General features: G+C 64.5%; 21 protein-coding genes. 16 read left to right on the forward strand and 5 right to left on the reverse strand.

Annotated features, from left to right (window positions below; translation table 11 throughout):
- Positions 1 to 202 precede the first annotated feature (202 nt).
- Together BcanWU425_RS01845 and BcanWU425_RS01850 are read right to left on the reverse strand one after the other, a co-directional pair.
- Positions 203 to 2,773: an ABC transporter permease gene (locus BcanWU425_RS01845; protein ID WP_204512861.1), complete on the reverse strand. Its 2,571-nt coding sequence runs from the start codon at positions 2,771 to 2,773 to the stop codon at positions 203 to 205.
- Complete coding sequence (locus tag BcanWU425_RS01850; protein ID WP_018459825.1) at positions 2,770 to 3,492, reverse strand: ABC transporter ATP-binding protein; 723 nt, start codon at positions 3,490 to 3,492, stop codon at positions 2,770 to 2,772. Before BcanWU425_RS01850 ends, BcanWU425_RS01845 begins: the two co-directional genes overlap by 4 nt.
- Positions 3,493 to 3,547: 55 nt before the next feature.
- Between BcanWU425_RS01850 and BcanWU425_RS01855 the strand changes: the two genes are divergently transcribed.
- From BcanWU425_RS01855 to BcanWU425_RS01910, 12 genes are all read left to right on the forward strand, one after another.
- Entirely contained in the window at positions 3,548 to 4,183 is a 636-nt protein-coding gene (locus tag BcanWU425_RS01855) for an arylesterase (RefSeq protein WP_026233885.1), read from the forward strand.
- Positions 4,184 to 4,357: 174 nt separating this feature from the next.
- Complete coding sequence (thpR, locus tag BcanWU425_RS01860) at positions 4,358 to 4,894, forward strand: RNA 2',3'-cyclic phosphodiesterase (RefSeq protein ID WP_007598862.1); 537 nt, start codon at positions 4,358 to 4,360, stop codon at positions 4,892 to 4,894.
- A gap of 217 nt (positions 4,895 to 5,111) precedes the next feature.
- The gene (zapE, locus tag BcanWU425_RS01865; protein ID WP_085348694.1) at positions 5,112 to 6,296 is read left to right on the forward strand and encodes a cell division protein ZapE; all 1,185 of its coding nucleotides are present in this window, start codon (positions 5,112 to 5,114) and stop codon (positions 6,294 to 6,296) included.
- 183 nt (positions 6,297 to 6,479) lie between these two features.
- Positions 6,480 to 7,448, forward strand: a complete 969-nt coding sequence (gene mdh / locus BcanWU425_RS01870; RefSeq protein ID WP_007598869.1) for a malate dehydrogenase — start codon at positions 6,480 to 6,482, stop codon at positions 7,446 to 7,448.
- Between the two features lie 220 nt (positions 7,449 to 7,668).
- Positions 7,669 to 8,865 carry an ADP-forming succinate--CoA ligase subunit beta gene (sucC, locus tag BcanWU425_RS01875; RefSeq protein ID WP_018459829.1) on the forward strand — a complete coding sequence of 399 codons (1,197 nt, stop codon included), beginning with the start codon at positions 7,669 to 7,671 and terminating at the stop codon, positions 8,863 to 8,865.
- Between the two features lie 4 nt (positions 8,866 to 8,869).
- A complete protein-coding gene (locus BcanWU425_RS01880) occupies positions 8,870 to 9,349 on the forward strand; it encodes a DUF1579 family protein (protein ID WP_007604324.1) in 480 nt (159 codons plus the stop codon).
- Between the two features lie 34 nt (positions 9,350 to 9,383).
- Complete coding sequence (gene sucD / locus BcanWU425_RS01885) at positions 9,384 to 10,268, forward strand: succinate--CoA ligase subunit alpha (RefSeq protein WP_018459831.1); 885 nt, start codon at positions 9,384 to 9,386, stop codon at positions 10,266 to 10,268.
- Positions 10,269 to 10,405: 137 nt separating this feature from the next.
- Positions 10,406 to 13,375 (forward strand): 2-oxoglutarate dehydrogenase E1 component, encoded by a 2,970-nt coding sequence (locus tag BcanWU425_RS01890; RefSeq protein ID WP_018459832.1) that lies wholly within the window; start codon positions 10,406 to 10,408, stop codon positions 13,373 to 13,375.
- Between the two features lie 179 nt (positions 13,376 to 13,554).
- The gene (gene odhB, locus BcanWU425_RS01895; protein ID WP_026233886.1) at positions 13,555 to 14,790 is read left to right on the forward strand and encodes a 2-oxoglutarate dehydrogenase complex dihydrolipoyllysine-residue succinyltransferase; all 1,236 of its coding nucleotides are present in this window, start codon (positions 13,555 to 13,557) and stop codon (positions 14,788 to 14,790) included.
- 64 nt (positions 14,791 to 14,854) lie between these two features.
- A complete protein-coding gene (locus BcanWU425_RS01900; RefSeq protein WP_026233887.1) occupies positions 14,855 to 15,604 on the forward strand; it encodes an SDR family oxidoreductase in 750 nt (249 codons plus the stop codon).
- A gap of 56 nt (positions 15,605 to 15,660) precedes the next feature.
- Positions 15,661 to 17,061 carry a dihydrolipoyl dehydrogenase gene (lpdA, locus tag BcanWU425_RS01905; RefSeq protein WP_018459835.1) on the forward strand — a complete coding sequence of 467 codons (1,401 nt, stop codon included), beginning with the start codon at positions 15,661 to 15,663 and terminating at the stop codon, positions 17,059 to 17,061.
- Positions 17,062 to 17,094: 33 nt separating this feature from the next.
- On the forward strand, positions 17,095 to 17,625 hold the full coding sequence (locus BcanWU425_RS01910; protein ID WP_018459836.1) for a hypothetical protein: 531 nt from the start codon (positions 17,095 to 17,097) through the stop codon (positions 17,623 to 17,625).
- A gap of 158 nt (positions 17,626 to 17,783) precedes the next feature.
- Here the strand turns inward: BcanWU425_RS01910 and BcanWU425_RS01915 are convergent, their stop codons facing one another.
- On the reverse strand, positions 17,784 to 18,374 hold the full coding sequence (locus BcanWU425_RS01915) for a DUF4337 domain-containing protein (RefSeq protein ID WP_026233888.1): 591 nt from the start codon (positions 18,372 to 18,374) through the stop codon (positions 17,784 to 17,786).
- Positions 18,375 to 18,491: 117 nt separating this feature from the next.
- Between BcanWU425_RS01915 and BcanWU425_RS01920 the strand changes: the two genes are divergently transcribed.
- Positions 18,492 to 19,064, forward strand: a complete 573-nt coding sequence (locus BcanWU425_RS01920; RefSeq protein WP_018459838.1) for a hypothetical protein — start codon at positions 18,492 to 18,494, stop codon at positions 19,062 to 19,064.
- A gap of 4 nt (positions 19,065 to 19,068) precedes the next feature.
- On the opposite strand, the gene BcanWU425_RS01925 is transcribed toward BcanWU425_RS01920, so the two are convergent.
- Entirely contained in the window at positions 19,069 to 20,034 is a 966-nt protein-coding gene (locus BcanWU425_RS01925) for a tyrosine recombinase XerC (RefSeq protein ID WP_204512860.1), read from the reverse strand.
- 111 nt (positions 20,035 to 20,145) lie between these two features.
- Here BcanWU425_RS01925 and BcanWU425_RS01930 point away from each other — a divergent pair, with 111 nt between their 5' ends.
- Positions 20,146 to 22,356, forward strand: a complete 2,211-nt coding sequence (locus BcanWU425_RS01930; protein WP_204512859.1) for a primosomal protein N' — start codon at positions 20,146 to 20,148, stop codon at positions 22,354 to 22,356.
- A gap of 171 nt (positions 22,357 to 22,527) precedes the next feature.
- Here BcanWU425_RS01930 and BcanWU425_RS01935 read toward each other — a convergent pair whose 3' ends face one another.
- Positions 22,528 to 23,037 carry a septal ring lytic transglycosylase RlpA family protein gene (locus BcanWU425_RS01935; protein ID WP_204512858.1) on the reverse strand — a complete coding sequence of 170 codons (510 nt, stop codon included), beginning with the start codon at positions 23,035 to 23,037 and terminating at the stop codon, positions 22,528 to 22,530.
- A 645-nt stretch (positions 23,038 to 23,682) separates the two neighbouring features.
- On the opposite strand from BcanWU425_RS01935, the gene BcanWU425_RS01940 reads away from it, so the two are divergent.
- Positions 23,683 to 24,243: a F0F1 ATP synthase subunit delta gene (locus tag BcanWU425_RS01940; RefSeq protein WP_027566412.1), complete on the forward strand. Its 561-nt coding sequence runs from the start codon at positions 23,683 to 23,685 to the stop codon at positions 24,241 to 24,243.
- The gene (atpA, locus tag BcanWU425_RS01945; RefSeq protein WP_018459843.1) at positions 24,243 to 25,772 is read left to right on the forward strand and encodes a F0F1 ATP synthase subunit alpha; all 1,530 of its coding nucleotides are present in this window, start codon (positions 24,243 to 24,245) and stop codon (positions 25,770 to 25,772) included. Before BcanWU425_RS01940 ends, atpA begins: the two co-directional genes overlap by 1 nt.
- Positions 25,773 to 25,817 lie beyond the last annotated feature (45 nt).

Genomic DNA, 25,817 nt, shown 5'->3' on the forward strand with positions numbered 1-25,817 from the left:
TCTCGGATACCGATGTCTGCCGACTAAATTTTGGCTAACAATCGGGGCTCCGAACCCATTCGATATGTGGGAAACTAACACATTCGCTGCAACCGTCCACGCGCGGCTGAATGTCGCCCTTACCTGCAATCCAGACGAGCGGACGTGGTTAATCGCTGGAATCGTGCGATTTCGCTCCCGTGCCGCCGCCCGCTACCATTTGTCACAAATTCCGCAACACCGTGGCGGGCTTTTTGTTCAACGCCAGCAGGGTGCCGGCGAGCCCGAGGCCGACCGTGACGACCAAGGCAGCCGCGACCACGCCGGCTGCGCTGCCGCCCTGCCAGACGAAAGTGAGGGTCATCAGCCGGGTCACGATCATCCAGGCCGCGACGCTGCCGGCGAAAACGCCGAAGACCGCGGTGGCAAGCCCGATCAGGAGGTATTCGAGCGCATAGGCGCCGAGCAGCCGCAGCCGGGTCGCGCCCAGGGTCTTGAGGATCACCGCATCGTAGACCCGGTGGCGATGGCCGGCGGCGAGCGCGCCGCCGAGCACCAGGATCGCCGAGATCAGGGTCACCGCGCTGGCGCCGCGGATCGCCAGCGCCAGGTTGGTCACGACCGAGCCGACCGTCTCCATCACCTCGCGCACGCGCACGCTCGTCACCATCGGATAGGCGTCAGCGACCTCCTTGATGATCTTGCCGTCGCCGGCCGCATCGCCGCCGGCTTCCGTCAGCGTCGCGATGTGGGTGTGCGGCGCGCCCTTGAATGCGTTCGGCGAGAACACGAGGACGAAATTGATGCCGAGGCCCTGCCAGTCGATGCTGCGCAGATTGCTGATCTTCGCGGGGATGTCGCGGCCGAGGATATTGACCACGACCTCGTCGCCGACCTTGAGGCCGAGTCCGTCCGCGATCTTCTTCTCCATCGAAACCAGCGGCGGGCCGGAATAATCGGCGCTCCACCACTCGCCCTCGACCACCTTGGAGCCCTTCGGCAGCTCGGCGGTATAGGTCAGGCCGCGGTCGCTCTGCAGCACCCACTCGGAATCGGTGCTGGGCTTGAGCTCCTCGGCGCGGACACCACGGGCTCCGACGATCCGTCCGCGCAGCATCGGCACGTCGTCGACTTTCGCGCCAGGGGCGATCTGGCGCAGGTATGTGTCGAACTGCTCGGCCTGCGTGCTCGGAATGTCGATGAAGAAGAACGATGGCGCGTGCTCGGGCAGCGCCGCCAGGAACTGCCGGCGCAGATTGCCGTCGATCTGGGTGATGGTGACGAGCACGGCGAGCCCGAGCCCGAGCGACAGCACGACCGAGGGCGTCAGCGCGCCCGGCCGGTGGATGTTGGCAATCGCAAGTCGCAGCATCGGCCATCGCGTGCGCGGCAGCCGCCGCGCGATGGTCATCAGCAGGGCGGCAACGCCGCGGAGCAGCGCGAACACGACCACGGAGGAGGCCACGAACACCGCGGCGATGCGCTTGTCGAAGGACAGCCCGATCACGACCGCGATGAGCAGCGCGATCACGACGGCCATGAAGACGAGATAGCTCCAGCGTGGCCGATGCCATTCGGAGCTGATGGTGTCGCGGAACAGCGCCGCCACCGGCACATCGTGCACCCGGCCGAGCGGCCACAGGCCGAAGGCAAGCGCCGTGAGCAGCCCGTAGACGAACGACAGCGCGAGCTCGTCGGCATGCACCGCCGGCACCACCGGCAGGGGCAGCAGCTTGCCGAATAGGCCGACGATCGCGAACGGCATGGCGGCGCCTAGTGCGAGGCCGATCACTGAGCCGATCGCGGCGAGCAGGAGAACCTGGGCGAGATAGATGCCGAACACGTCGCGCCCGGTGGCGCCGACGGCCTTGAAGGCCGCGATCACCTCGAGCTTGTGGTCGATATGGGCCTTGACGGCATTGGCAACGCCGACGCCGCCGACCAGCAGCGCGGCGAGGCCGACCAGCGTCAGGAACTGCGTGAAGCGGTTGATGTTGCGCTCGAGCTGCGGCGAGGCATTGGAGCGGCTGCGGACCTCCCAGCCGGCCTGCGGCGCGGCGTTGCGGGCGTCCGCGATGAAGGCGTCGGTGGCGCGCTCGTTGTTGGCGATCTCCGGCAGCTTCACACGATAGACCCAGCGCACCAGGCTGCCGGGTTGGACGAGCCCTGTCGCGCGCAGGCCCGCTTCGCTGATCAGGAAGCGCGGGCCGAAGCCGATGCCGCCTGCGAGCTTGTCGGGCTCGGCTTCGACGGCGCTGCGGATCTGGAACGTCGCAGCCCCGACGGTGACGCGATCGCCGGTCTTGAGCAACAGCCGCGCCAGCAGTGTCGGATCGGCGGCCGCGCCGAACGCGCCGTCGCGCTCCGCGAGCAACTCGGACATCGGCAGCGGCGGCGCCAGCGTCAGCTGGCCCAGCATCGGATAGGTGTCGTCGACCGCCTTCATCTCGACCAGGGCCAGCTTGCCCTCGGCCGAGCGCGCCATGCCGCGCAGTGTGGCGGCGCTCGAGACGGTGCCGCGCGAACGCAGGAAGGCGACTTCCTCCGGCTTCGCCTCGCGCTGAAACAGGACGAACGACACGTCGCCGCCGAGCAGCGTACGGCCTTCGCGGGCGAGGCCGTCGCTCAGGCTCGCCGAGACCGAGCCGACGCCAGCGATGGCCATCACGCCGAGCGCGATGCAGGCAATGAAGACGTAGAAGCCGCGCAGGCCGCCGCGCAATTCGCGCAGCGCGTAACGCAGCGACAGCGCGACGCCGTTGGGCTTCGCAAACGGTGCGGCAGCAGCACTCATGCCGGCGCCGACTGCGTGTCGATGCGCCCCGAACGGAGGCGGATCACGCGATCGCAGCGCTGCGCGAGCGAAGAATCGTGCGTGACCAGCACCAGCGTCATGCCGCGCTCGGCATGCTTGCTGAACAGGAGGTCGACGATCTGTTGTCCCGTGGCTTCGTCGAGATTGCCGGTCGGCTCGTCGGCGACGAGGATCGCTGGATCGGGTGCCAGTGCGCGGGCCAGCGCCACGCGCTGCTGCTCGCCGCCGGAGAGTTGGGTCGGATAATGATGCAGACGGTCGCCGAGCCCGACCGATTGCAGCTCCTGCGCCGCGCGCTTTGCGGCGTCGGGATTGCCCGCAAGCTCGAGCGGCACCGCGACATTCTCCAGCGCGGTCATGGTCGGGATCAGATGGAAGGACTGGAAGACGATGCCGACCTGGCGGCCGCGGAAGCGGGCCAGTGCGTCCTCGTCGAGGGCATTGAAAGGCGTGCCGTTGACCACCACCTCTCCGCTATCAGGACGCTCCAGCCCCGCCATCACCATCAGCAGCGTGGATTTGCCCGAACCTGACGGGCCGATCAGGCCGATCGTCTCGCTCCGGCCCACGCGCAAGCTGATATCCTTGAGGATGTGAACGCGTGCCGCGCCCGTACCCAATGACAGATTGACGTTGGAGATGGCGATGGTGTCGGCCGAACTGTCGGCGAGCGAAGAGGAAGAGATGCGAGTGTCCATGGTCCGGTCATATGGCAACTCCGCCCGCGCGGTCGAGAGGCGTTACGGATTGTTCATGCACATAGCCGTGTTGATGTTCGCTTTGATGACCGTCGCAAATCCGGCATGGGCTGAGGCGGCGAAACCGATCAAGCTGGTGGTTCTCGGCGATTCCCTGAGCGCGGGTCTTGGCCTCCCGGCCCAGGAAGCGTTCCCCACAAAGCTTCAAAAAGCTTTACAAGACAAAGGCATAGAGGTCGGCATGACCAATGCCGGGGTATCCGGCGACACCTCCTCGGGGGGCCGTGACCGGCTCGACTGGTCGGTCCCTGACGGAACCGACGGTGTGATCATCGAGCTCGGCGCCAATGATGCGTTGCGCGGCATCGATCCCGATTTGACCCGCACCGCGCTGACCGAGATCGTCCAGCGCCTCAAGGCGCGCAAGATCGCGGTGATGCTGTGCGGCATGCTGGCGCCGCCGAATTACGGCGCGGATTATGCTGCGCGCTTCAATTCGATTTATCCGGATCTGGCGAAAAAATTCGGCGTGCCGCTCTATCCGTTTTTTCTCGATGGTGTCGCGGCCGATGCCAAGCTCAACCAGGCCGACGGCATTCATCCGACCGCGGCCGGCGTCGATATCATCGTCAAGAATATCTTGCCTACGGTTGAGGCATTCCTTGGCACCATCGCTGAGCAACGGCGTTGAAAACCAGGCAGCGCTAACCGTAATTCCCAGGGTTTTACCGGAGTAAGGCGCGCGATGCTTCGCAGGGTCACACAACTGCGATAGGAATTAGGGTACCGGTGATTCGTCGCCGGCTCTAAAATTTGGATATGATCTTGCCCTGGGATCATGCCCAAGCATCGGGAGTGCGAAACGATGCCGCGTTTGTTCACTGGTCTGGAAATTCCGGCCGAGATTGGCCAGTCGCTTTCCAATTTGCGGGGCGGCCTTCCCGGCGCCCGCTGGATCGATCCCGAAAATTACCATGTCACCCTGCGCTTCATCGGCAATATCGATGGCATGTCCGCCAACGAAATCGCCTCGATGCTGTTTCGCGTCGACCGTAAGCCGTTCGAGGTGAAGGTGCAGGGTTTGCAGAGTTTCGGCGGACGCAAGCCGCGCGCGGTGGTCGCCACCATCGTGCCGAGCAAGCCGCTGATGGAATTGCAGGCCGAGCTCGAGCGCCTGATGCAGCGGATCGGCCTCGACCCGGAAGGCCGCAAGTTCATCCCGCATGTCACGCTGGCCCGGCTGCACGACGCCACCGACCGTGACGTCGCCGATTATCTCTCGCTGCGTGGCTATTTTCCCAGCAAGGCATTCACGGCCGAACGTTTTGTTTTGTTCTCGTCCCGCGCCTCAACCGGCGGCGGCCCGTATGTGGTCGAGGACGCCTACGAGCTGTGTGAGTAGCGAAGCTCTCGTGCCCCGGACGCTGCGCAGCGCGAAGCGGTGCGCTGCAGAGCCGGGGCCCATTACGCGGCGATAGACGAACGGTCCTGTACGAAACAGTCGGTCCCGGCTCTGCGCAGCGTCACTGCGTGCCGCAGCGCGTCCGGGACACGGAATGCATGGCGCCCCGCCCCAATTCACGGCTTGCAATTTCCGCTCATCTCTGGCGGTAAAGAGCATGCTCTCGACCCCCAGTTCCTCATTCCGCGAGGCCTATCAGGCCCAGATCGCGTCCGGCGCGATCGAGCCCGACGCTGCGCAGGCTGAAATCGCCGACGCCTATGCCGCGCTCGACCAGCGGCTCGCCGATTACAAGCCGCCGCGCAAGCAGGGCCTGCTCAGCCGCCTGTTCAGCAGCGACAAGGACGAGGCGCCGCACGGGCTCTACGTCCATGGCGAGGTCGGCCGCGGCAAGACCATGCTGATGGATCTGTTCTTCCAGCACTCGACAGTCGAGCACAAGAGGCGCGCCCATTTCCACGAATTCATGGCCGAGGTGCACGAGCGCATCTACGATTATCGCCAGGGCATCGCGCGCGGCGAGATTGGCGACGGCGACGTCATCGCGCTGACCGCGCATGCGATTTTCGAGGAGAGCTGGCTGCTCTGTTTCGACGAATTCCACGTCACCGACATCGCGGACGCGATGATCTTGGGCCGCCTGTTCGCAAAGCTGCTGGAGCTCGGCACCGTGGTGGTCGCGACCTCCAACGTCGCGCCTGACGACCTCTACAAGGGCGGCCTGAACCGTTCGCTGTTTCTGCCCTTCATCAGGCAGATCACCGACCACATGGACGTGCTGCGGCTCGACGCGCGCACCGACTTCCGGCTGGAAAAACTTCAGGGCGTACCGATGTGGCTGACGCCGGCAGACACCGAGGCGGACGCCGCGCTCGACCGCGCCTGGTCGAAGATGTCAGGCGGCGCCAAATGCAAGTCGCGCGATATTTCGATCAAGGGCCGCATCCTGCACGTGCCGTGCTCGGCCCACGGCGTGGCGCGCTTCACGTTCGCCGATCTCTGCGACAAGCCGCTCGGGGCATCCGACTATCTCAGGCTGGCGCACGACTATCACACCATCCTGGTCGACCATATTCCAGTGATGGATTTCTCCCAGCGCAACGCCGCCAAGCGTTTCATTACGTTGATCGACACGCTGTATGACAATGCCGTGAAGCTGATGGCCTCCGCCGATGCCAACCCGATCTCGCTCTATCTTGCCAATGAGGGCAACGAGGCCAACGAGTTCAAGCGCACCGCGTCGCGCCTGATCGAAATGAGCTCGGAATCCTATCTGGCGCTGCCTCACGGCCGCAAGGATTCCACCGCCAGCGGCTCGACCAAGGGCTTGGTCGAGACTTAAGTCCTATTTGCCAGCGCTGTCATTCCGGACTCGGCGCTTCCCCAAGCCCCGGAATGACAAGGTTGCGCTTGAATACGCGGCAAGCCCGACAATTGGGCAACCCGTGACTTGAACGGGGGAGGCGAAAGGGATAACCACCCGTCTCAGTTTTCCCCTCCTTACGTGTCTAAAGGACAGGCTCACATGGCGCGCGACAAGATTGCTTTGATTGGCTCCGGTCAGATCGGCGGAACGCTGGCTCATCTCATCGGCCTGAAAGAGCTGGGCGACGTGGTGATGTTCGACATCGCCGAGGGCGTGCCGCAGGGCAAGGCGCTCGACATCGCGCAGTCCTCGCCGGTCGACGGCTTTGACGCGCACTACACCGGCGCGAACTCCTACGAGGCGCTCGACAACGCAAAGGTCTGCATCGTCACCGCCGGCGTGCCGCGCAAGCCCGGCATGAGCCGCGACGACCTCCTCTCCATCAACCTCAAGGTCATGGAACAGGTCGGCGCCGGCATCAAGAAGTACGCTCCCGACGCCTTCGTCATCTGCATCACCAACCCGCTCGACGCGATGGTCTGGGCCCTGCAGAAGGCCAGCGGCCTGCCGCACAAGAAGGTCGTCGGCATGGCCGGCGTGCTGGATTCGTCGCGCTTCCGCTACTTCCTGGCCGACGAGTTCAACGTTTCGGTCGAAGACGTCACCGCCTTCGTGCTGGGCGGCCATGGCGACACCATGGTGCCGCTGGTAAAATACTCCACCGTCGCCGGCATCCCGTTGCCCGATCTCGTCAAGATGGGCTGGACCTCGCAGGCGCGCCTCGACGAGATCGTCGACCGCACCCGCAACGGCGGCGCCGAGATCGTCAATCTGCTCAAGACCGGCTCGGCCTTCTATGCTCCGGCGGCTTCCGCGATCGCGATGGCCGAGAGCTATCTGCGTGACAAGAAGCGCGTGCTGGCCTCGGCCGCCTACCTGAACGGCGAATACGGCGTGAAGGACATGTATGTCGGCGTGCCCGTCGTGATCGGCTCCAAGGGCGTCGAGCGCGTCGTCGAGATCGAGCTCGTCGGCAAGGACCGCGAAGCCTTCGACAAGTCGGTCGGCGCAGTGCAGGGTCTGGTTGACGCCTGCAAGAAGATCGCGCCCGATCTTCTGGGCCGCTAAACCCAACATTCCCCGCCGAAGATCGAAAAACCGGTCTTCGGCGGTTTCACTTCCGGGCCCCCGCTGCAACTCTTGTAGAGGACGGGGCGGGCTCCGGATCGGCAGTCCAGAGATCGATGTCAGAGAATCCGGGTTGCAGTTCCTGTGGTATATGGTATGCCAGCCACAAGACTGAGGTGGGCCTACGAGGTCACCGCCCGCGGGTTCAGGGAGCGACTAAATGAATATCCATGAATATCAGGCCAAAGCGCTGCTGAACGAGTTCGGTGTCGCGATCTCGAAGGGCGTTCCGGTCCTGAAGGCAACCGATGCGGACGCGGCGGCAAAGGCACTCCCGGGCCCGGTCTGGGTCGTGAAGAGCCAGATCCACGCCGGCGGCCGCGGCAAGGGCAAGTTCAAGGAAGCGTCGGCCGGCGACAAGGGCGGCGTCCGCATCGCCAAGTCGGCCGCGGAAGTTTCCGAATTCGCCAAGCAGATGCTCGGCGCAACGCTCGTCACCATCCAGACCGGACCCGCCGGCAAGCAGGTCAACCGCCTCTACATCGAGGACGGCTCAGACATCGACAAGGAATTCTACCTCTCGATCCTGGTCGACCGCGAGACCTCCCGCGTCTCCTTCGTGGTGTCGACTGAGGGCGGCGTCAACATCGAGGACGTCGCGCACAACACGCCTGAGAAGATCGTGACCTTCTCGATCGATCCCGCGACCGGCATCATGGGCCATCACGGCCGCACCGTCGCGAACGCGCTGAAACTCTCCGGCGATCTCGCCAAGCAGGCCGAGAAGCTCACCGCGCAGCTCTACGCGGCCTTCGTCGCGAAGGACATGTCGATGCTGGAGATCAACCCGCTCGTCGTGACCAAGCAGGGCCAGCTCCGCGTGCTCGACGCCAAGGTGTCGTTCGACGACAACGCCCTGTTTCGTCACCCCGAGGTGCTCGCGCTGCGCGACGAGACCGAGGAAGACGCCAAGGAAATCGAGGCGTCCAAATACGACCTCAACTACGTCACCCTCGACGGCAATATCGGCTGCATGGTCAACGGCGCCGGTCTCGCGATGGCGACGATGGACATCATCAAGCTCTACGGCATGGCGCCGGCGAACTTCCTCGACGTCGGCGGCAGCGCCAGCAAGGAAAAGGTCGCGGCCGCCTTCAAGATCATCACCGCGGATCCCAACGTGAAGGGCATCCTGGTCAACATCTTCGGTGGCATCATGAAGTGCGACGTGATCGCCGAGGGCGTCACGGCCGCCGTGCGTGAAGTCGGCCTCAGCGTGCCGCTGGTGGTTCGCCTCGAAGGCACCAATGTCGAGCTGGGCAAAAAGATCATTCGTGAATCCGGCCTGAACGTGGTGCCGGCCGACAATCTCGACGACGCCGCGCAGAAGATCGTGAAGGCCGTCAAGGGAGGCTGAGGCCATGACTCAGGACCATCTCGCTGCATCATCCCCGCTGCCGGAGCACGCGCGTCTTGCCGCGTTCGCCGGTGAATGGAATGGCGAAGAGGTGGTCTTTCCGTCGCGCTGGACGGAGGGTGGAACGGCGACTTCTCGCGTCGTGGCCCACATGGATCTCAATGGCTTCTATCTGATCCAGGACTCGGTCCAGACCCGCGACGGCAAGCAGAGCTTCGCCACCCACGGCATCTTCACCTTCGACCGCGAAGACCGGACCTACAAATTGTTCTGGTACGACTCGCTCGGCTACACGCCGCCTTCGCCCGCCTCCGGCGGGTGGGTCGGCAAGACCCTGACGCTGGTGCGCGGCTCGCTCCGCGGCAATGCGCGCCACGTCTATGAAATCATCGACGACGATTCCTATTCGTTGAAGATCCAGTTCTCGCCGGACGCAGAAGGCTGGGCCGACGTGCTCACCGGCGTCTACCGCCGCATCCACTGACCTCTCACTCGTTAGTTTCGCGAAAGCAGACCTCATGTCCATCCTGATCGACAAGAACACCAAGGTCATCTGCCAGGGCTTTACCGGCAAGAACGGCACCTTCCATTCGGAGGCCGCGATTGCCTATGGCACCAAGATGGTCGGCGGCACCTCGCCCGGCAAAGGCGGCGCGACGCATCTGGGGCTGCCGGTGTTCGACACCGTGCGCGAGGCGCGTGAGAAGACCGGTGCCGATGCATCGGTGATCTATGTGCCGCCGCCGGGCGCGGCCGATGCGATCTGCGAAGCCATCGACGCCGAGATCCCGCTGATCGTCTGCATCACGGAAGGTATCCCGGTCATCGACATGGTCAGGGTGAAGCGTTCGCTGGCCGGCTCCAAGTCGCGCCTGATCGGGCCGAACTGCCCGGGCGTCATGACCGCCGGCGAGTGCAAGATCGGCATCATGCCAGCCAACATCTTCAAGACCGGCAGCGTCGGCATCGTCTCCCGCTCCGGCACGCTGACCTACGAAGCCGTGTTCCAGACCACCCAGGAAGGCCTCGGCCAGACCACCGCGGTCGGCATCGGCGGCGACCCGGTCAAGGGAACCGAGTTTATCGACGTGCTGGAAATGCTGCTCGGCGACCCCAAGACCGAGTCGATCATCATGATCGGCGAGATCGGCGGTTCCGCCGAGGAGGACGCCGCCCAGTTCCTCAAGGACGAGGCCAAGCGCGGCCGCAAGAAGCCGATGGTCGGTTTCATCGCCGGTGTCACGGCCCCTCCCGGCCGTCGCATGGGCCACGCCGGTGCGATCATTTCGGGCGGCAAGGGCGACGCCGGTTCCAAGACCGACGCGATGAAATCGGCTGGAATTACAGTGTCGCCATCTCCCGCGCGCCTCGGCCACACGCTTGCCGAAAAATTGAAATCTTGATTCACACCTTCGTAATTTTCCGGGCGAAGTTTCGCAGCAAATAGGGTAAATGGTGCCTGTCGCGCTGGTCCTCTGCCGGGGAGCCCAGCGCCAGCGCCGTTTGTTATGCGCGAACCGAAATCGCCAGGAACTCAAGTATGTCTCGCCAAGACGCGAACGCAGCCTTTGCCCTCTCCTCCTTTTTGCAGGGCACCAACGCCACCTACATCGACGAAATCTACGCCCGCTACGAGAAGGACCCGTCCTCGGTGGATGCCGAGTGGCAGGACTTCTTCAAGAGCCTCAACGACCAGCCGGGTGACATCAGCAAGAACGCCCAAGGCCCGTCCTGGGAGCGCGCCAACTGGCCGCTGACCCCGCAGGATGATCTGACCTCCGCGCTCGACGGCAATTGGGCGGAAGTCGAGAAGACGGTCGGAGCCAAGATCGCTGCCAAGGCGCAGGCCAAGGGTGGCGATAAGAGCGGCGGCCTCTCCTCCGCCGACCTTCTCCAGGCCACCCGCGACTCGGTCCGGGCCCTGATGCTGATCCGGTCCTACCGCATGCGCGGTCACTTCCACGCCAAGCTCGATCCGCTCGGCATCGAAGCCCAGCGCAATCGCGAAGAGCTCGACCCGCGGACCTACGGCTTCAGCGAAGCCGATTTCGACCGCAAGATCTTCCTCGACCATGTGCTCGGTCTCGAATACGCCAGCTTGCGCGAAATCACCGCGATCTGCGAGCGCACCTACTGCCAGACGCTCGGCGTCGAGTTCATGCACATCACCAACGCGGCGCAGAAGGCGTGGATCCAGGAGCGGATCGAGGGGCCGGACAAGGAAATCTCGTTCACCCGCGAAGGTCGCCGTGCCATCCTGATGAAGTTGGTCGAAGCCGAAGGTTTCGAGAAATTCTGCGACACCAAGTTCACCGGCACCAAGCGCTTCGGCCTGGACGGTGCTGAATCGCTGATCCCCGCGCTCGAGCAGATCATCAAGCGCGGCGGCAATCTCGGCGTGAAGGAGGTCGTGCTGGGCATGCCGCACCGCGGCCGCCTCAACGTCCTGACCCAGGTGATGGGCAAGCCGCATCGCGCGCTGTTCCACGAGTTCAAGGGCGGTTCGGCCAATCCTGATGCGGTCGAAGGCTCGGGCGACGTCAAATATCACCTCGGCGCGTCTTCGGATCGCGAGTTCGACGGCAACCGCATCCATCTGTCGCTGACCGCCAACCCCTCGCATCTGGAGATCGTCGATCCCGTGGTGCTCGGAAAAGTCCGCGCCAAGCAGGATCAGCACGGCGATCCGCCGGATATGCGCATCTCGGTGATGCCGCTGCTGATGCACGGTGACGCCGCGTTCGCCGGCCAGGGCGTGGTCGCGGAATGTTTCGGCCTGTCGGACCTGAAGGGCTACCGCACCGGCGGCTCCGTGCACTTCATCGTCAACAACCAGATCGGCTTCACCACCTATCCGCGTTATTCCCGTTCGTCGCCTTACCCGTCCGACGTGGCGAAGATGATCGACGCGCCGATCTTCCACGTCAACGGCGACGATCCGGAAGCCGTCGTGTTCGCGGCCAAGGTTGCGACCGAGTTCCGGCAGAAATTCCACAAGCCCGTCGTCATCGACATGTTCTGCTACCGCAGGCATGGCCATAACGAGGGCGACGAGCCGGCTTTCACCCAGCCGGTGATGTACAAGAAGATCGCGGCCCATCCGTCGACGCTCGAACTCTACGCCCGCCGCCTCATCAGCGAAGGCGTGTTGACCGAGGGCGAGGTCGAGAAGGCCAAGGCCGACTGGCGCGCGCGGCTCGATGCCGAACTCGAAGCCGGCTCCGGCTACAAGCCCAACAAGGCCGATTGGCTCGACGGCAAATGGGCCGGCTTCAAGATCGCCGATCAGGAAGAAGATGCGCGGCGTGGCGTCACCGGCGTCGACATCGCCGCCCTGAAGGACATCGGTCGCAAGATCACCAAGGTGCCGGACGGTTTCCGCGTCCACCGCACGATCCAGCGCTTCCTAGAAAACCGCGCCAAGGCGATCGACGGCGGCACGGGCATCGACTGGGCGACCGGCGAAGCGCTGGCGTTCTGCACGCTGCTCAACGAGAACCACCATGTCCGCCTGTCCGGACAGGATTCGGAGCGCGGCACTTTCTCGCAGCGCCACTCGGTCCTGATCGACCAGGAAGACGAGAGCCGCTACACGCCGTTCAACCATCTCGGTCACGAGCAGGGCCATTACGAGGTCATCAACTCGCTGCTGTCGGAAGAAGCCGTGCTCGGCTTCGAATACGGCTATTCGCTCGCCGAGCCGAACACGCTCACCCTGTGGGAAGCGCAGTTCGGCGACTTCGCCAACGGCGCGCAGGTCGTGTTCGACCAGTTCATCTCCTCGGGTGAGCGCAAATGGCTGCGCATGTCCGGCCTCGTCTGCCTCCTGCCGCACGGCTATGAAGGCCAGGGACCGGAGCACTCCTCGGCGCGTCTGGAGCGCTATCTGCAGATGTGCGCGGAAGACAACATGCAGGTGGTCTATCCGACCACGCCGGCGAACTACTTCCACGTGCTGCGCCGGCAGCTTCATCGCGAGATCCGCAAGCCGCTGATCGTGATGACGCCGAAGTCCCTGCTGCGTCACAAGCGGGCGGTGTCGCGTCTCGAGGAGCTCGCGAAGGGAACGACCTTCCACCGCATCCTCTATGACGACGCCCAGATGCTGCCGAGCGAAGCGATCAAGCTCGTTCCCGACGAGAAGATCCGCCGCATCGTGCTCTGCTCGGGCAAGGTCTATTACGACCTCTACGAGGAGCGCGAGAAGCGCGGCATGGACGACATCTATCTGATGCGCGTCGAGCAGCTCTATCCGGTGCCGCTCAAGGCGCTGGTGGCCGAACTGTCGCGCTTCAAGAAGGCCGAAGTGGTGTGGTGCCAGGAAGAGCCGCGCAACATGGGTGCCTGGCACTTCATCGAGCCCTATCTGGAGTGGGTGCTGAACCAGGTGAACGGTGCGAGCCGGCGTCCGCGTTATGTCGGCCGCGCCGCCTCCGCTGCGACCGCCACGGGTCTGATGTCGAAGCATCAGGCGCAGCTGAAGGCGTTCCTGGACGAAGCATTGAGCTGAGAAGTTTTTACACCTCGTCATGCCCCGCCTTGTGCGCAATTGCGCACCGGGGCGGGGGATCCAGTATTCCGCGCCGCCCGTCTCTATCACGACTGTCACGGCGTACTGGATCGCCCGCATCCGCGGGCGCTGACATCTGCACCTATGTCCGCATTGGCGATCTCCTTAAGGAAAAGACCATGACTGAAATTCGTGTGCCGACCCTCGGCGAATCCGTCACCGAGGCCACCATCGGCCGCTGGTTCAAGAAGGCCGGCGATCCCGTCGCCGTCGACGAGCCCTTGGTGGAGCTCGAGACCGACAAGGTCACCATCGAAGTCCCGGCGCCCTCAGCCGGCACGCTGAGCGAGATCATCGCCGCCGATGGTGCCACCGTCGCCGTCGGCGCGCTGCTCGGCCAGATTACCGAAGGCGCCGCCGGCGCTGCCAAGCCGGCAGCTGCGCCCGCGAAGCCCGCGGCTGCCGCTCCTGCGGCCGCTGCTGCTCCCGCCGCGGCGAAGGCGCCACCGGCCGATGCGCCGCTCGCTCCCTCCGTGCGAAAGCTCTCGGCCGAGACCGGCGTCGATGCCTCGACCGTTCCCGGCTCCGGCAAGGACGGGCGCGTCACCAAGGGCGACATGCTCGCCGCGATCGAGCGTGCGGCCTCGGCGCCGACCCCCGTCAACCAGCCGGCCGCAGCGGTTCAGGTCCGCGCACCGTCGCCGGCCGATGACGCCGCCCGCGAAGAGCGCGTCAAGATGACCCGGCTGCGCCAGACCATCGCGCGCCGCCTCAAGGACGTGCAGAACACCGCCGCGATGCTCACGACCTTCAACGAGGTCGACATGACCAACGTCATGGCGCTGCGTGCCCACTACAAGGATGCGTTCGAGAAGAAGCATGGCTCGAAGCTCGGCTTCATGGGCTTCTTCACCAAGGCCGTCGTCCAGGGGCTGAAGGACATCCCGGCCGTCAACGCCGAGATCGACGGCACCGATCTGATCTACAAGAACTACTATCACATCGGCGTCGCCGTCGGCACCGACAAGGGCCTCGTCGTGCCCGTGGTGCGCGACTGCGACAACAAGTCGATCGCCGACATCGAGAAGGGCATCGCCGATTTCGGCCGCCGCGCCCGCGACGGCCAGCTCAAGATCGACGAGATGCAGGGCGGCACCTTCACCATCACCAATGGCGGCATCTACGGCTCGCTGATGTCGACCCCGATCCTGAACGCGCCGCAGTCCGGCATCCTCGGCATGCACAAGATCCAGGAGCGGCCGATGGTCGTCGGCGGCAAGATCGAGGTCCGCCCGATGATGTATCTGGCGCTGTCCTACGATCACCGCGTCATCGACGGCAAGGAAGCCGTGACCTTCCTTGTCCGCGTCAAGGAGAGCCTGGAAGATCCGGCGCGCCTGGTGCTCGATCTCTGATCGCTGATGCTCTGCGAGCGCCGTCGCCTTTCGCGACGGCGCGTGTCGAACTACGGAGGCGCGCGTGACGGATAAAGTCGTTGTCATCACCGGCGGCAGCCGCGGCATCGGCCGTGCGACCGCAATTGCCGCCGCGGCACGCGGCTTCCGGATCGTTGTCGGCTATGCCAGCAACAAGACGGCCGCCGATGAGGTGGTCGCCGAGATCGCGGCCAGCAACGGCAAGGCCATCGCGGTGAAATGCGACGTCGCCGAGGAAAGCGACATCCTGGCGCTGTTCAAGGCCGCGGACGCGTTCGGCACGCTCGGCGCGCTCGTCAACAATGGCGGTATTGTCGGGACCAGCGGCGTGCGCGTCGACGAGATGTCGGCCGAGCGCATCCAGCGTGTGATGGCGGTCAACGTCACCGGCTCCATCCTCTGCGCGCGCGAAGCCGTGAAGCGGATGTCGACCAGGCATGGCGGCCAGGGCGGCGTCATCGTCAATCTGTCGTCGGTTGCGGCCAAGCTCGGCGCGCCGAACACCTATGTCGACTATGCCGCGTCCAAGGGCGCGATCGATTCCTTCACCATCGGCCTCGGCTATGAGGTTGCCGGCGAGGGCATTCGCGTCGCGGGCATCCGCCCCGGCCTGATCGACACCGAAATCCACGCTGCCGGCGGTGAGCCCGACCGCGCCCATCGCTTGGCCCATATGGTGCCGATGAAGCGCGTCGGTACGGCCGATGAAGTCGCCAATGCCATCGTCTGGCTGATGTCGGACGATGCCTCCTACGTTACCTCAGCCATTCTCGATGTGTCCGGCGGACGCTGACGCGCCGCGCGGACGCTGACACATCCTTCAACGCTAAACTTACGGGACTTTCTCTCATGGCTACCTACGATCTCGTCGTCATCGGCACCGGACCGGGCGGTTATGTCTGCGCGGTGCGTGCAGCGCAGCTCGGCATGAAAGTCGCCGTGGTGGAAAAGAACGCGACGCTCGGCGGCACCTGCCTCAATGTCGGCTGCATGCCGTCGAAGGCGCTGCTGCATGCCTCCGAAATGTTCGAGGAGGCCGGGCATTCCTTCGCCAAGATGGGCGTCAGCGTCTCCGCGCCGAAGCTCGATTTGCCTGCGATGATGAACTTCAAGCAGCAGGGCATCGACGGCAACGTCAAGGGCGTCGAGTTCCTGATGAAGAAGAACAAGATCGACGTGCTCAAGGGCGCCGGCAAGATTCTCGGCACCGGCAAGGTCGAGATCTCCGCCGACGGCAAGTCGCAGGTCGTCGAAACCAAGAGCATCGTGATCGCCACCGGCTCGGACATCGCGCGGCTCAAGGGCATCGAGATCGACGAGACCCGCATCGTGTCGTCGACCGGTGCGCTGTCGCTGGACAAGGTCCCCGGCAAGTTGCTGATCGTCGGCGCCGGCGTGATCGGCCTCGAGCTCGGCTCGGTCTGGCACCGTCTCGGCGCCGAAGTGGTCGTCGTCGAATTCCTCGACCGCATCCTGCCCGGCATGGACGGCGAGATCGCCAAGCAATTCCAGCGCATCCTGGAGAAGCAGGGCTTTGCCTTCAAGCTCAGTGCCAAGGTCACGGGCGTGGACACCTCCGGCAAGACGCTGAAGGCGACGATCGAGCCCGCCGCGGGGGGCGCTGCCGAGACGCTGGAGGCCGACGTCGTTCTCGTCTGTATCGGCCGTGTGCCGTACACGGAGGGGCTCGGCCTGAAGGAAGCCGGTGTTGCACTCGACAATCGCGGCCGCGTGCAGATCGACCCGCATTTCGCCACCAGCGTGAAGGGCGTCTATGCCATCGGCGACGTCGTCGCGGGCCCGATGCTCGCGCACAAGGCCGAGGATGAAGGCGTCGCGGTTGCCGAGATCATCGCCGGGCAGGCCGGCCACGTGAACTACGATGTTATCCCAGGCGTCGTGTATACCACGCCGGAAGTATCCTCCGTCGGCAAGACCGAGGAGGAGCTGAAGCAGGCGGGCGTGGCTTATACGGTCGGAAAGTTTCCCTTTACCGCCAACGGGCGCTCCAAGGTCAACCAGACCACCGACGGCTTTGTGAAGATTCTCGCAGATGCGAAGACCGATCGCGTCCTCGGCGTGCACATTATCGGCCGCGAAGCCGGCGAAATGATCCATGAGGCAGCCGTTCTCATGGAGTTTGGCGGCAGCGCGGAGGATCTCGCGCGCACGTGCCACGCGCACCCGACGCGCTCCGAGGCCATCAAGGAAGCCGCGCTTGCAGTCGGCAAGCGGGCCATCCATATGTAGGTCGCGCCCAGCGCCGAATCGGGCGGGAAACACATGCTACGCCGCCTGCTTCAACCGGTCTGGGTCCTGCTTGCGATCATCTTCCTGATCGAAGCCTGGCTGTGGGACCATCTCGAACCGATCGTCGCGCGGGTTGTCGCAATCGTCCCGCTTGCGCGGTTCAAGCAATGGCTGTCGGACCGCGTCGATGCGCTGTCGCCAGCGATGACGCTGATCGTGTTCGCTGTACCGATCGTCCCGCTGTTTCCGCTCAAGCTGGTTGGCCTGTGGCTGCTCACGCACGAATACTGGACCAGCGCGGTCTTCACCATCGTGTTCGCAAAGCTGCTCGGGGTCGGCGTCACCGCCTTCGTGTTCGACGTGACGCGCGACAAGCTGATGGAGATGGCGTGGTTCGAGCGGCTCTATGATCTGGTGCTGAAGCTGCGTGCCAAGGCCGCCGAGCTGGTCGATCCGGTCAAGCGACGCATCAAGGAGCTGATCGCCGGCAACGGCGAAGGCTGGTCCTCCCGCACGCTCCGCCTGATCCAGCGCTTTCGCAAGAGCGTGCACGAAGCGCGGTGAAGCCTCACCGCAGACTCGCTGTCATCGCCCGGCTTGACCGGGCGATCCAGTATTCCAGAGACGGCAATGGCTACGGAGAAGCCGCGGCGTACTGGATGCCCCGGTCAAGCCGGGGCATGACAGCGCGCATGTCGCTGCGCTCATGCGGGCTACGAGCCTCAATGCAGATGCAGCAGATGCGGCGACCATGCGCCGAGCATGGTCATCCCAAGTCCGGCAAGCGACAGCAGGCCCGCGATCCAGGCGAGCGGCAGCATGCCGGTGATGATGGTGGCTGAGGCCAGCACGATGCCGATCTGGAAGGCGGCGGACGCCAGCTCGAAGTGATGATATTTCGCAGTCGCCTCGTCGCGCTCATGCTCGGCGTGCTTGGCCTTTTCGGCCAGCTGCTCGGTGCCTTCGCCGGTCTCCGGCTCGGAGCGGTAGCGCTGCGCGGTCTTCTGCCAGTCCTCGATCTGCTTCTGCACGGCCACCTTGTTGGCCTCGTCGCTCGCCGCGCCGAGGATGAGCTTGCCCTGGTCGGCCATGGTCTGCACCACGGTGCGGCGGATGCTCTTGGCCTGGAAGAACGCCCAGAGGTTGGAGGCCTCGACGTTCTTGCTGATCGATTCGGTCTGGGCGCCCTTGCCGAGCGTCTCGGAGATCGCCAGGAACAGCGCCAGAACCGCGATCAGGAGCGCGATCTTCTTGTTCGAGCCGGACGCGTGTTCGGCGTGCTCGGCATGCTCCATGCTTTCATGTGCGCTCATAAATCCCTCCTGCCTGTTTACCAACGATTGACCGAACTGCGCGACGGGCGCAAGTGGCAAGCCGCGATGGCCGTTGCAATTAAGGGTTTCGCGTCGGGGCTGATCTAGTCCTGTCCCATGACCACAGCGGAATTCATCGCAGCCTGCGTCTGGCCTTCCATCCTCGCATCCGCGCTTGCGCTGCTGAAGGCCCGCAACACCGCGGCCTTTCCGTTCGTCGGCAAGATTGTCCTCGCGCTTGGCCTGACCTACATCGGCCTGTTGCGGTTTTATGACAAGAGCTCGATCATCGCAGTCAACGACGTCCATGTCGGCCTCGTTGTTCTGGGCCTGATTATCGTCGGCTCGCAGCTGCGACAACCTCCGCTGTACGGCTCATGGCGTGACCAGGCGAAGGCGTTCGCCTCGATGATCCTGATCGTGCTGCTCGGCAGCGGTCTTGCATGGTATGCCGGACGAATGCTGTTTCTCGATCACCTGACGTCCCGCCTTGTGATCGAAGGCCGTGTCGATCGTGCGTGGAGGTCAGGTAGCCGCCGCAAAGCGGACTATCTCGTTCGCATCGCGGGCCAACCGGTGAAGGTCACGGCGCCGCTGTACGAGCGGCTGGAGACGTTCAGGCCGATGGTCCGCGTCGAGGTCGGGCGCGGCTCGAACTACGTCTACGATATCGAGTATCTCGCCAACTGAGCCGCTATCGGCGCGGATGCGCGCTGGCATAGACTTCCAGCAGCCGCTCGGCATCGATGCCGGTATAGATCTGCGTGGTCGAGAGCGAGGCATGGCCGAGCAATTCCTGGATCGCGCGCAAATCGCCGCCGCGTGACAACAGGTGCGTGGCGAAGGAATGCCGGAGCGCGTGCGGCGTGGCGCTGTCGGGCAGGCCGAGCGCGCCGCGCAGCCGCTCCATCGCGAGCTGGATGATGCGCGGGCTCAAGGGCCCGCCGCGTGCGCCGACGAAGATCGGCCCCTCCGCCGGCAGCGGATACGGGCACATGGAAACGTATTCTTGCACCAGTGCGAGCACGTTCTGGAGCACCGGCACCATGCGGGTCTTGTTGCCTTTGCCCGTCACGATCAGCACGTCGCCTTCACCGGGACGCGGGACCTCGCGGCGCGTCAGCCCCAGCGCTTCGGAGATGCGCAGGCCTGAGCCGTAGAGGAGAGCCATCACGGCGGCGTCGCGCGCAAGAATCCAGGTCTCGCGGTCCTCGCCGGCGCGCTCGTCGGCGTCCGCAAGACGTTTGGCCGACGCCATCGGCAGCGGCTTGGGCAGGCTCTTTGCGACTTTCGGCGCGCGGATCGCCGAGAGCGCCCCGACCTTGCCCTTGCCTTCGCGCTCGAGAAAGCGGCCGAACGAGCGCAGGCCCGCGAGCGCGCGCATCAGGCTGCGGCCGGCAATATCGTCGGCGCGGCGCATCGCCATGAAGGCTCTGATATCGGTGGCCTCCAGCGCGGCGAAACGCTTTAGCGTCACTCGCTCGCCCCAATGGCCGCAGAGGAAAATCAGGCACTGCCGCAAATCGCGGGCATAGGCTTCCAGCGTCTTCGGCGACAGCCGCCGCTCCGCGCCGAGATGCGACAGCCAGCGCGTCATCTCCTGCGCGATATCAGGATCGGCGCTGGCGAGGTCGATTTGTGGGGCGGCCGCTTTGCTCATGCGCTCTGGACGTGGTGATTCCACTCAGTATATCGCATCACACTCGTTTATCGTTCGCTAAGGCCGCCTCAGGGCGCTAGCCTTGAAGCCCTCGGGTTCCGATTCCCCTCCATGGATCACACGTCGCGCAGCAACGCCGTCTCCGCCAACGCGACCCGCATGGTCGACGTGCTGGTGCCGGTCGCGCTCGACCAGACCTATTCCTACAAGGTGCCGCGCGGGATGGAGCTGAAGGCGGGCGACATTATTGGCGTGCCGCTCGGCCCGCGCGAGGTGCTCGCCGTGGTCTGGGCCGAAAACGCCAATCCTGATCCGCGCCTGCACAACCGCCTTAAGGAGGTCAGCGAAAAGCTCGACATCCCGCCGCTGAAGCCCGAGCTGCGTGCGGTCGTGGACTGGATCGCCAATTACACGTTGAGCCCGCGCGGCATGGTGCTGCGCATGTGCCTGCGGATGGGCGACAACCTCGGCCCCGAGCGGGTGCGCGCCGGCGTGCGCCTGGTCGGCGATCCGCCAAAACGTCTGACGCCGGCGCGGCAGCGCCTGATCGAGGTGCTGTCGGACCGGCTGCTGCACGGCAAGTCCGAGGCGGCCAGAGAGGCCGGGGTTTCGGCCGGCGTGATCGACGGCCTCGTCGACGAAGGAACGCTCTCGGTCGAGCCGATGCCCCCGCCGCCGCCGCCGCCGGCCCCAGATCCGGATTTCAGCCGGCCGGATTTTTCGCCGCTTCAGCGCGCCGGGGTCGATGCCATGCGCGCACTCGCCGCCAACGGCAGCTTTCACGTCGCGCTGCTCGACGGTGTCACCGGCTCGGGCAAGACCGAGGTTTACTTCGAAGCCGTCGCCGAGGCGATCCGCCGCGGAAAACAGTCGCTCATCCTGATGCCGGAGATCGGGCTCACCGGCCAGTTCCTCGATCGCTTCGCGCAGCGCTTTGGCGTGCGCCCTCTGGAATGGCATTCCGAACTGACGCCGCGCACCCGCGCGCGCAATTGGGCGGCGATCTCCGAGGGCAGCGCGCCGGTTGTGGTCGGCGCGCGCTCAGCGCTCTTTCTGCCCTACGCCAATCTCGGCCTCATCGTGGTCGATGAAGAGCACGACCAAGCCTACAAGCAGGACGAGGGCGTGCATTATCACGCCCGTGACATGGCGGTGGTGCGCGCGCATATCGCAAAGGTTCCGATCGTGCTGGCGTCGGCGACGCCGTCGGTCGAATCCGAGGTCAATGCGCGCAAGAACCGCTATCAGCGCATCGCTCTGCCGTCGCGCTTCGGCGGCCAGCACATGCCACATATCGAGGCCATTGACATGCGCCGCGAGCCGCCGGCGCGCGGCCGCTTCATCTCGCCGCGGCTGGCGTCTGAGATCAGGACCGCGATCGAGCGGCGCGAGCAGGCGCTACTGTTCCTCAATCGCCGCGGTTATGCACCGTTGACGCTGTGCCGCGCCTGCGGCCATCGCTTCGCCTGCACCATCTGCGATGCCTGGCTGGTCGATCACCGCTTCCGCCAGCGCCTCGTCTGTCACCATTGCGGCTTCTCGATGCCGCGCCCGCAAACCTGTCCGCATTGCGCGGCGGAGGAATCGCTGGTCGCGGTCGGGCCCGGCGTCGAGCGCTTGCAGGAGGAGGCGGCGGCGCTCTTCCCGGAGGCGCGCACCATGGTGCTGTCGAGCGATCTCATCACCTCGATCGAGACGATGCGCTCCGAGCTGAATGACATCGCGGAGGGCCGCGTCGACGTCATCATCGGCACCCAACTCGTCGCCAAGGGCCACAATTTCCCGCGGCTCAATCTGGTCGGCGTGGTCGATGCGGATCTCGGCCTGTCCAATGGCGATCCGCGCGCCTCGGAACGCACCTGGCAATTGCTCAACCAGGTGATCGGCCGCGCCGGCCGCGAGCAGGGCCGCGGCGTCGGCTATCTCCAGACCCATCAGCCCGATCATCCGGTGATGAAGGCGCTGATCGCCTGCGACCGCGAAGCATTCTACGACAGCGAGATCGATTTGCGCGAACGCACGCTCTATCCGCCGTTCGGGCGGCTCGCGAGCCTGATCATTTCCGCCGGCGACCGGCCGAGCGCCGAAGGCTTTGGCCGCCACCTCGTCGCGCTCGCGCCGCGCGACGAGCGCGTGGTGGTGCTGGGCCCGGCGGAAGCCCCGCTCGCGGTCATCAAGGGCCGTTACCGCTTCCGCATTCTGGTGAAATCCGCGCGCGGCTTCGACCTGTCGGATTATTTGCGCAACTGGCTTGCCGTATGCCCGAAGCCGAAGGGCAATCAAAAGCTCGAAGTCGACGTCGATCCGCAGAGCTTTTTGTAGGGGGCTGCGAAAACTCTCTCCCGTCATTGCGAGCGTAGCGAAGCAATCCAGAATCCCTCCACGGAGGCAGTCTGGATTGCTTCGTCTCACCGCTCCTCGCAATAACGGCGGAAGAACAAACAAAAAGCCCGCCGTCCCCCAAGACGGCGAGCTTGTTTCATGCGTCGCGCTTTAGGAGACGACTTCGGCAGTGACGCGGCCGACGCCGGCGCCGGTGAGGCCGATGGCACGGGCAGCGCCCGTGGAGAGGTCGAGGACACGGCCGCGGATAAACGGGCCACGGTCGTTGATGGTGACGATGACGCTCGAGCCGCCATGGGTGACACGCAGCTTGGTGCCGAACGGCAGTGAACGGTGCGCCGCGGTCATGGCGTTCTGGTTGAAGCGCTGGCCCGAGGCGGTCCTGCTGCCGGACTCGTTCCCGTAAAAGGAAGCCATGCCGGAGAAGGAACGTCCGGTGCCCTGCGACGGCGTCATCGATGCATTGGCGTTACGCCAATCGTAGGTCGTGTTGGCATCGGTCTGGGCGTGGTGGCGGTGATGATGGTGGGAATAGCGATGGTGATGGCGGGATTTGGCGGAAGCTTCGGTGGCAGTTCCCCCGATGAGAAGAGTTGCGGCAACGAAGGCGATCGCCGTACGCGGCCGGGTCACTGAGCCCAGCGTCTTCAAACAAAGCATATATTGGTCCCTAACTAGTATTGCCACATATGTGGCAAGTGGAGCCCCCGTAAGTTTGCGAGCGGGATCGCGTTTCGATTCCTAATGAGGCATGAATTGGGCAGTAAATCCGTTCTGTGTCGCCCTGTAATATCTTGTTACCGGCAGGGATATTCGGCCGACATTCCGTAATATTGGAATTTAACGATTTGTTAACCTCTATATTACTTACGAATACTGTAAAACGAAGTCATCGATTTCCGCATTTAGAATTCAGAAAGTATTCGGCGAGTGGAGCCGGGAGGGCCGGAATCACGCCTCAGCGATCCGTGTTCATGGCCGCTATGCGCTGAGGGCAGGAACCAATCGCCGGCCTCGGCTCAGGGGTGGGCTTAAGCGCTGTGGCAATTCCGCGGCATGCAAGGTCGTCGTCGCGTCGTCGTGGAGTGCGACGAACTGGCGACAGAACGTCATGCCTTTAATTTGGCGTCATGTTGCACGTGCGCGCCTGCTATGTTAGCAAAGCCGCGATTTTAACGAGCCCGGCACTTCCGTGCGGGGTCGAAAATCGAAGTCCCGCTTGAATTCCAAGGGCTTGGATCGCTAGGCGCCGCTTCGTGGCGACGGTTTTTCCCTTGCGAGTTTGACAGCAAAAAGAGCACGTCTGTGGCTGCAGAAGATACGTCCGTTTCCGGTGTGTCGGGCCGTTATGCAACGGCCTTGTTTGAACTGGCCCGCGACCAGAAAGTGGTCGACGAGGTCAAGGCCGATCTCGAGAAATTCGAGGGCATGCTGAACGAGAGCGCCGATTTGAAGCGCCTCGTCCGGAGCCCCGTGTTCGCGGCCGATGCCCAGTCCAGAGCCCTCTCGGCCGTGCTGGACAAGGCCGGCATCGCCGGCATCTCCGCCAATTTCCTGAAAGTGCTGACCGCCAACCGCCGCCTGTTCGCGGTGGCTGACGTCATCCGCGCCTATCGCGCCCTGGTCGCCAAGTTCAAGGGCGAGGCCACGGCCGACGTCACCGTGGCGGAGGCGCTCTCGGACAAGAATCTCGACGCCCTCAAGGTTGCCCTGAAGTCGGTGACCGGCAAGGACGTCGCGCTCAACGTGAAGGTCGATCCCTCGATCATCGGTGGCCTCGTGGTCAAGCTTGGCAGCCGAATGATCGATAGCTCGCTTCGCACCAAACTCAATTCGATCAAGCACGCGATGAAAGAGGCAGGCTGATGGACATCCGCGCCGCGGAAATTTCCGCGATCCTCAAGGACCAGATCAAGAATTTCGGCCAGGAAGCTGAAGTCTCCGAAGTCGGACAGGTGCTGTCCGTCGGCGACGGTATCGCCCGCGTTTTCGGTCTGGATAACGTCCAGGCCGGTGAAATGGTCGAATTCGAGAACGGCACCCGCGGCATGGCGCTGAACCTCGAAACCGACAACGTCGGTATCGTTATTTTCGGCGCTGACCGCGAGATCAAGGAAGGTCAGACCGTCAAGCGCACCCGCGCCATCGTGGACGCGCCGGTCGGCAAGGGCCTGCTCGGCCGCGTCGTCGACGCGCTCGGCAACCCCATCGACGGCAAGGGCCCGATCCAGGCCGACAAGCGCATGCGCGTCGACGTCAAGGCGCCCGGCATCATTCCGCGCAAGTCGGTGAACGAGCCGATGGCGACCGGCCTCAAGGCGATCGATGCCCTGATCCCGATCGGCCGCGGCCAGCGCGAGCTGATCATCGGCGACCGTCAGACCGGCAAGACCGCGATCGCGCTCGACACCATCCTCAACCAGAAGCCGCTCAACGCGCAGCCGGACGAGAACATCAAGCTGTATTGCGTCTACGTCGCGATCGGCCAGAAGCGCTCGACGGTTGCCCAGTTCGTGAAGGTGCTGGAAGAGCAGGGCGCGCTCGAATATTCGATCATCGTCGCCGCCACCGCGTCGGATCCGGCACCGATGCAGTACATCGCGCCGTTCACCGGCTGCACCATGGGCGAGTACTTCCGCGACAACGGCATGCACGCCGTCATCATCTATGACGATTTGTCCAAGCAGGCCGTCGCCTACCGCCAGATGTCGCTCCTGCTGCGCCGCCCGCCGGGCCGCGAAGCCTATCCGGGCGACGTATTCTATCTGCATTCCCGCCTGCTCGAGCGCGCGGCGAAGCTGAACAAGGACCAGGGTTCGGGCTCGCTGACGGCGCTGCCGGTCATCGAAACCCAGGCCAACGACGTGTCGGCCTACATTCCGACCAACGTCATCTCGATCACCGACGGCCAGATCTTCCTGGAAACCGACCTGTTCTTCCAGGGCATTCGCCCCGCGGTGAACGTCGGTCTGTCGGTGTCGCGCGTCGGCTCCTCGGCACAGACGAAGGCCACCAAGAAGGTCGCCGGCAAGATCAAGGGCGAGCTCGCGCAGTACCGCGAAATGGCGGCGTTCGCGCAGTTCGGCTCCGACCTCGACGCCTCGACCCAGCGCCTGCTCAATCGCGGCTCGCGTCTGACCGAGCTCCTGAAGCAGCCGCAGTTCGCGCCGCTGAAGATGGAAGAGCAGGTCTGCGTGATCTGGGCCGGCACCAACGGCTATCTCGACCCGCTGCCGGTCAACAAGGTGCGCGCGTTCGAGGACGGTCTGTTGTCGCTGCTGCGCGGCAAGAACGTCGAGATCCTCAACGCGATCCGCGACAGCCGCGATCTCTCCGACGACACCGCCGCCAAGCTGAAGTCGGTGGTCGAAGGTTTCGCCAAGAGCTTCGCATAAGAGAACGGTCGCAAGGCCGGGCTTCTTGTCCCGGCCTTCCGTGCC

Source organism: Bradyrhizobium sp. WU425 (assembly GCF_021052305.1).
GTDB lineage: Bacteria > Pseudomonadota > Alphaproteobacteria > Rhizobiales > Xanthobacteraceae > Bradyrhizobium > Bradyrhizobium canariense_D.

Bases quoted from the DNA above. Each gene is read 5' to 3' on its own strand.
- BcanWU425_RS01845 (WP_204512861.1), bottom strand. From the start codon at position 2,773: ATGAGTGCTGCTGCCGCACCGTTTGCGAAGCCCAACGGCGTCGCGCTG.
- BcanWU425_RS01850 (WP_018459825.1), bottom strand. From the start codon at position 3,492: ATGGACACTCGCATCTCTTCCTCTTCGCTCGCCGACAGTTCGGCCGAC.
- BcanWU425_RS01855 (WP_026233885.1), top strand. From the start codon at position 3,548: ATGCACATAGCCGTGTTGATGTTCGCTTTGATGACCGTCGCAAATCCG.
- thpR (WP_007598862.1), top strand. From the start codon at position 4,358: ATGCCGCGTTTGTTCACTGGTCTGGAAATTCCGGCCGAGATTGGCCAG.
- zapE (WP_085348694.1), top strand. From the start codon at position 5,112: ATGCTCTCGACCCCCAGTTCCTCATTCCGCGAGGCCTATCAGGCCCAG.
- mdh (WP_007598869.1), top strand. From the start codon at position 6,480: ATGGCGCGCGACAAGATTGCTTTGATTGGCTCCGGTCAGATCGGCGGA.
- sucC (WP_018459829.1), top strand. From the start codon at position 7,669: ATGAATATCCATGAATATCAGGCCAAAGCGCTGCTGAACGAGTTCGGT.
- BcanWU425_RS01880 (WP_007604324.1), top strand. From the start codon at position 8,870: ATGACTCAGGACCATCTCGCTGCATCATCCCCGCTGCCGGAGCACGCG.
- sucD (WP_018459831.1), top strand. From the start codon at position 9,384: ATGTCCATCCTGATCGACAAGAACACCAAGGTCATCTGCCAGGGCTTT.
- BcanWU425_RS01890 (WP_018459832.1), top strand. From the start codon at position 10,406: ATGTCTCGCCAAGACGCGAACGCAGCCTTTGCCCTCTCCTCCTTTTTG.
- odhB (WP_026233886.1), top strand. From the start codon at position 13,555: ATGACTGAAATTCGTGTGCCGACCCTCGGCGAATCCGTCACCGAGGCC.
- lpdA (WP_018459835.1), top strand. From the start codon at position 15,661: ATGGCTACCTACGATCTCGTCGTCATCGGCACCGGACCGGGCGGTTAT.
- BcanWU425_RS01910 (WP_018459836.1), top strand. From the start codon at position 17,095: ATGCTACGCCGCCTGCTTCAACCGGTCTGGGTCCTGCTTGCGATCATC.
- BcanWU425_RS01915 (WP_026233888.1), bottom strand. From the start codon at position 18,374: ATGAGCGCACATGAAAGCATGGAGCATGCCGAGCACGCCGAACACGCG.
- BcanWU425_RS01920 (WP_018459838.1), top strand. From the start codon at position 18,492: ATGACCACAGCGGAATTCATCGCAGCCTGCGTCTGGCCTTCCATCCTC.
- BcanWU425_RS01925 (WP_204512860.1), bottom strand. From the start codon at position 20,034: ATGAGCAAAGCGGCCGCCCCACAAATCGACCTCGCCAGCGCCGATCCT.
- BcanWU425_RS01930 (WP_204512859.1), top strand. From the start codon at position 20,146: ATGGATCACACGTCGCGCAGCAACGCCGTCTCCGCCAACGCGACCCGC.
- BcanWU425_RS01935 (WP_204512858.1), bottom strand. From the start codon at position 23,037: ATGCTTTGTTTGAAGACGCTGGGCTCAGTGACCCGGCCGCGTACGGCG.
- atpA (WP_018459843.1), top strand. From the start codon at position 24,243: ATGGACATCCGCGCCGCGGAAATTTCCGCGATCCTCAAGGACCAGATC.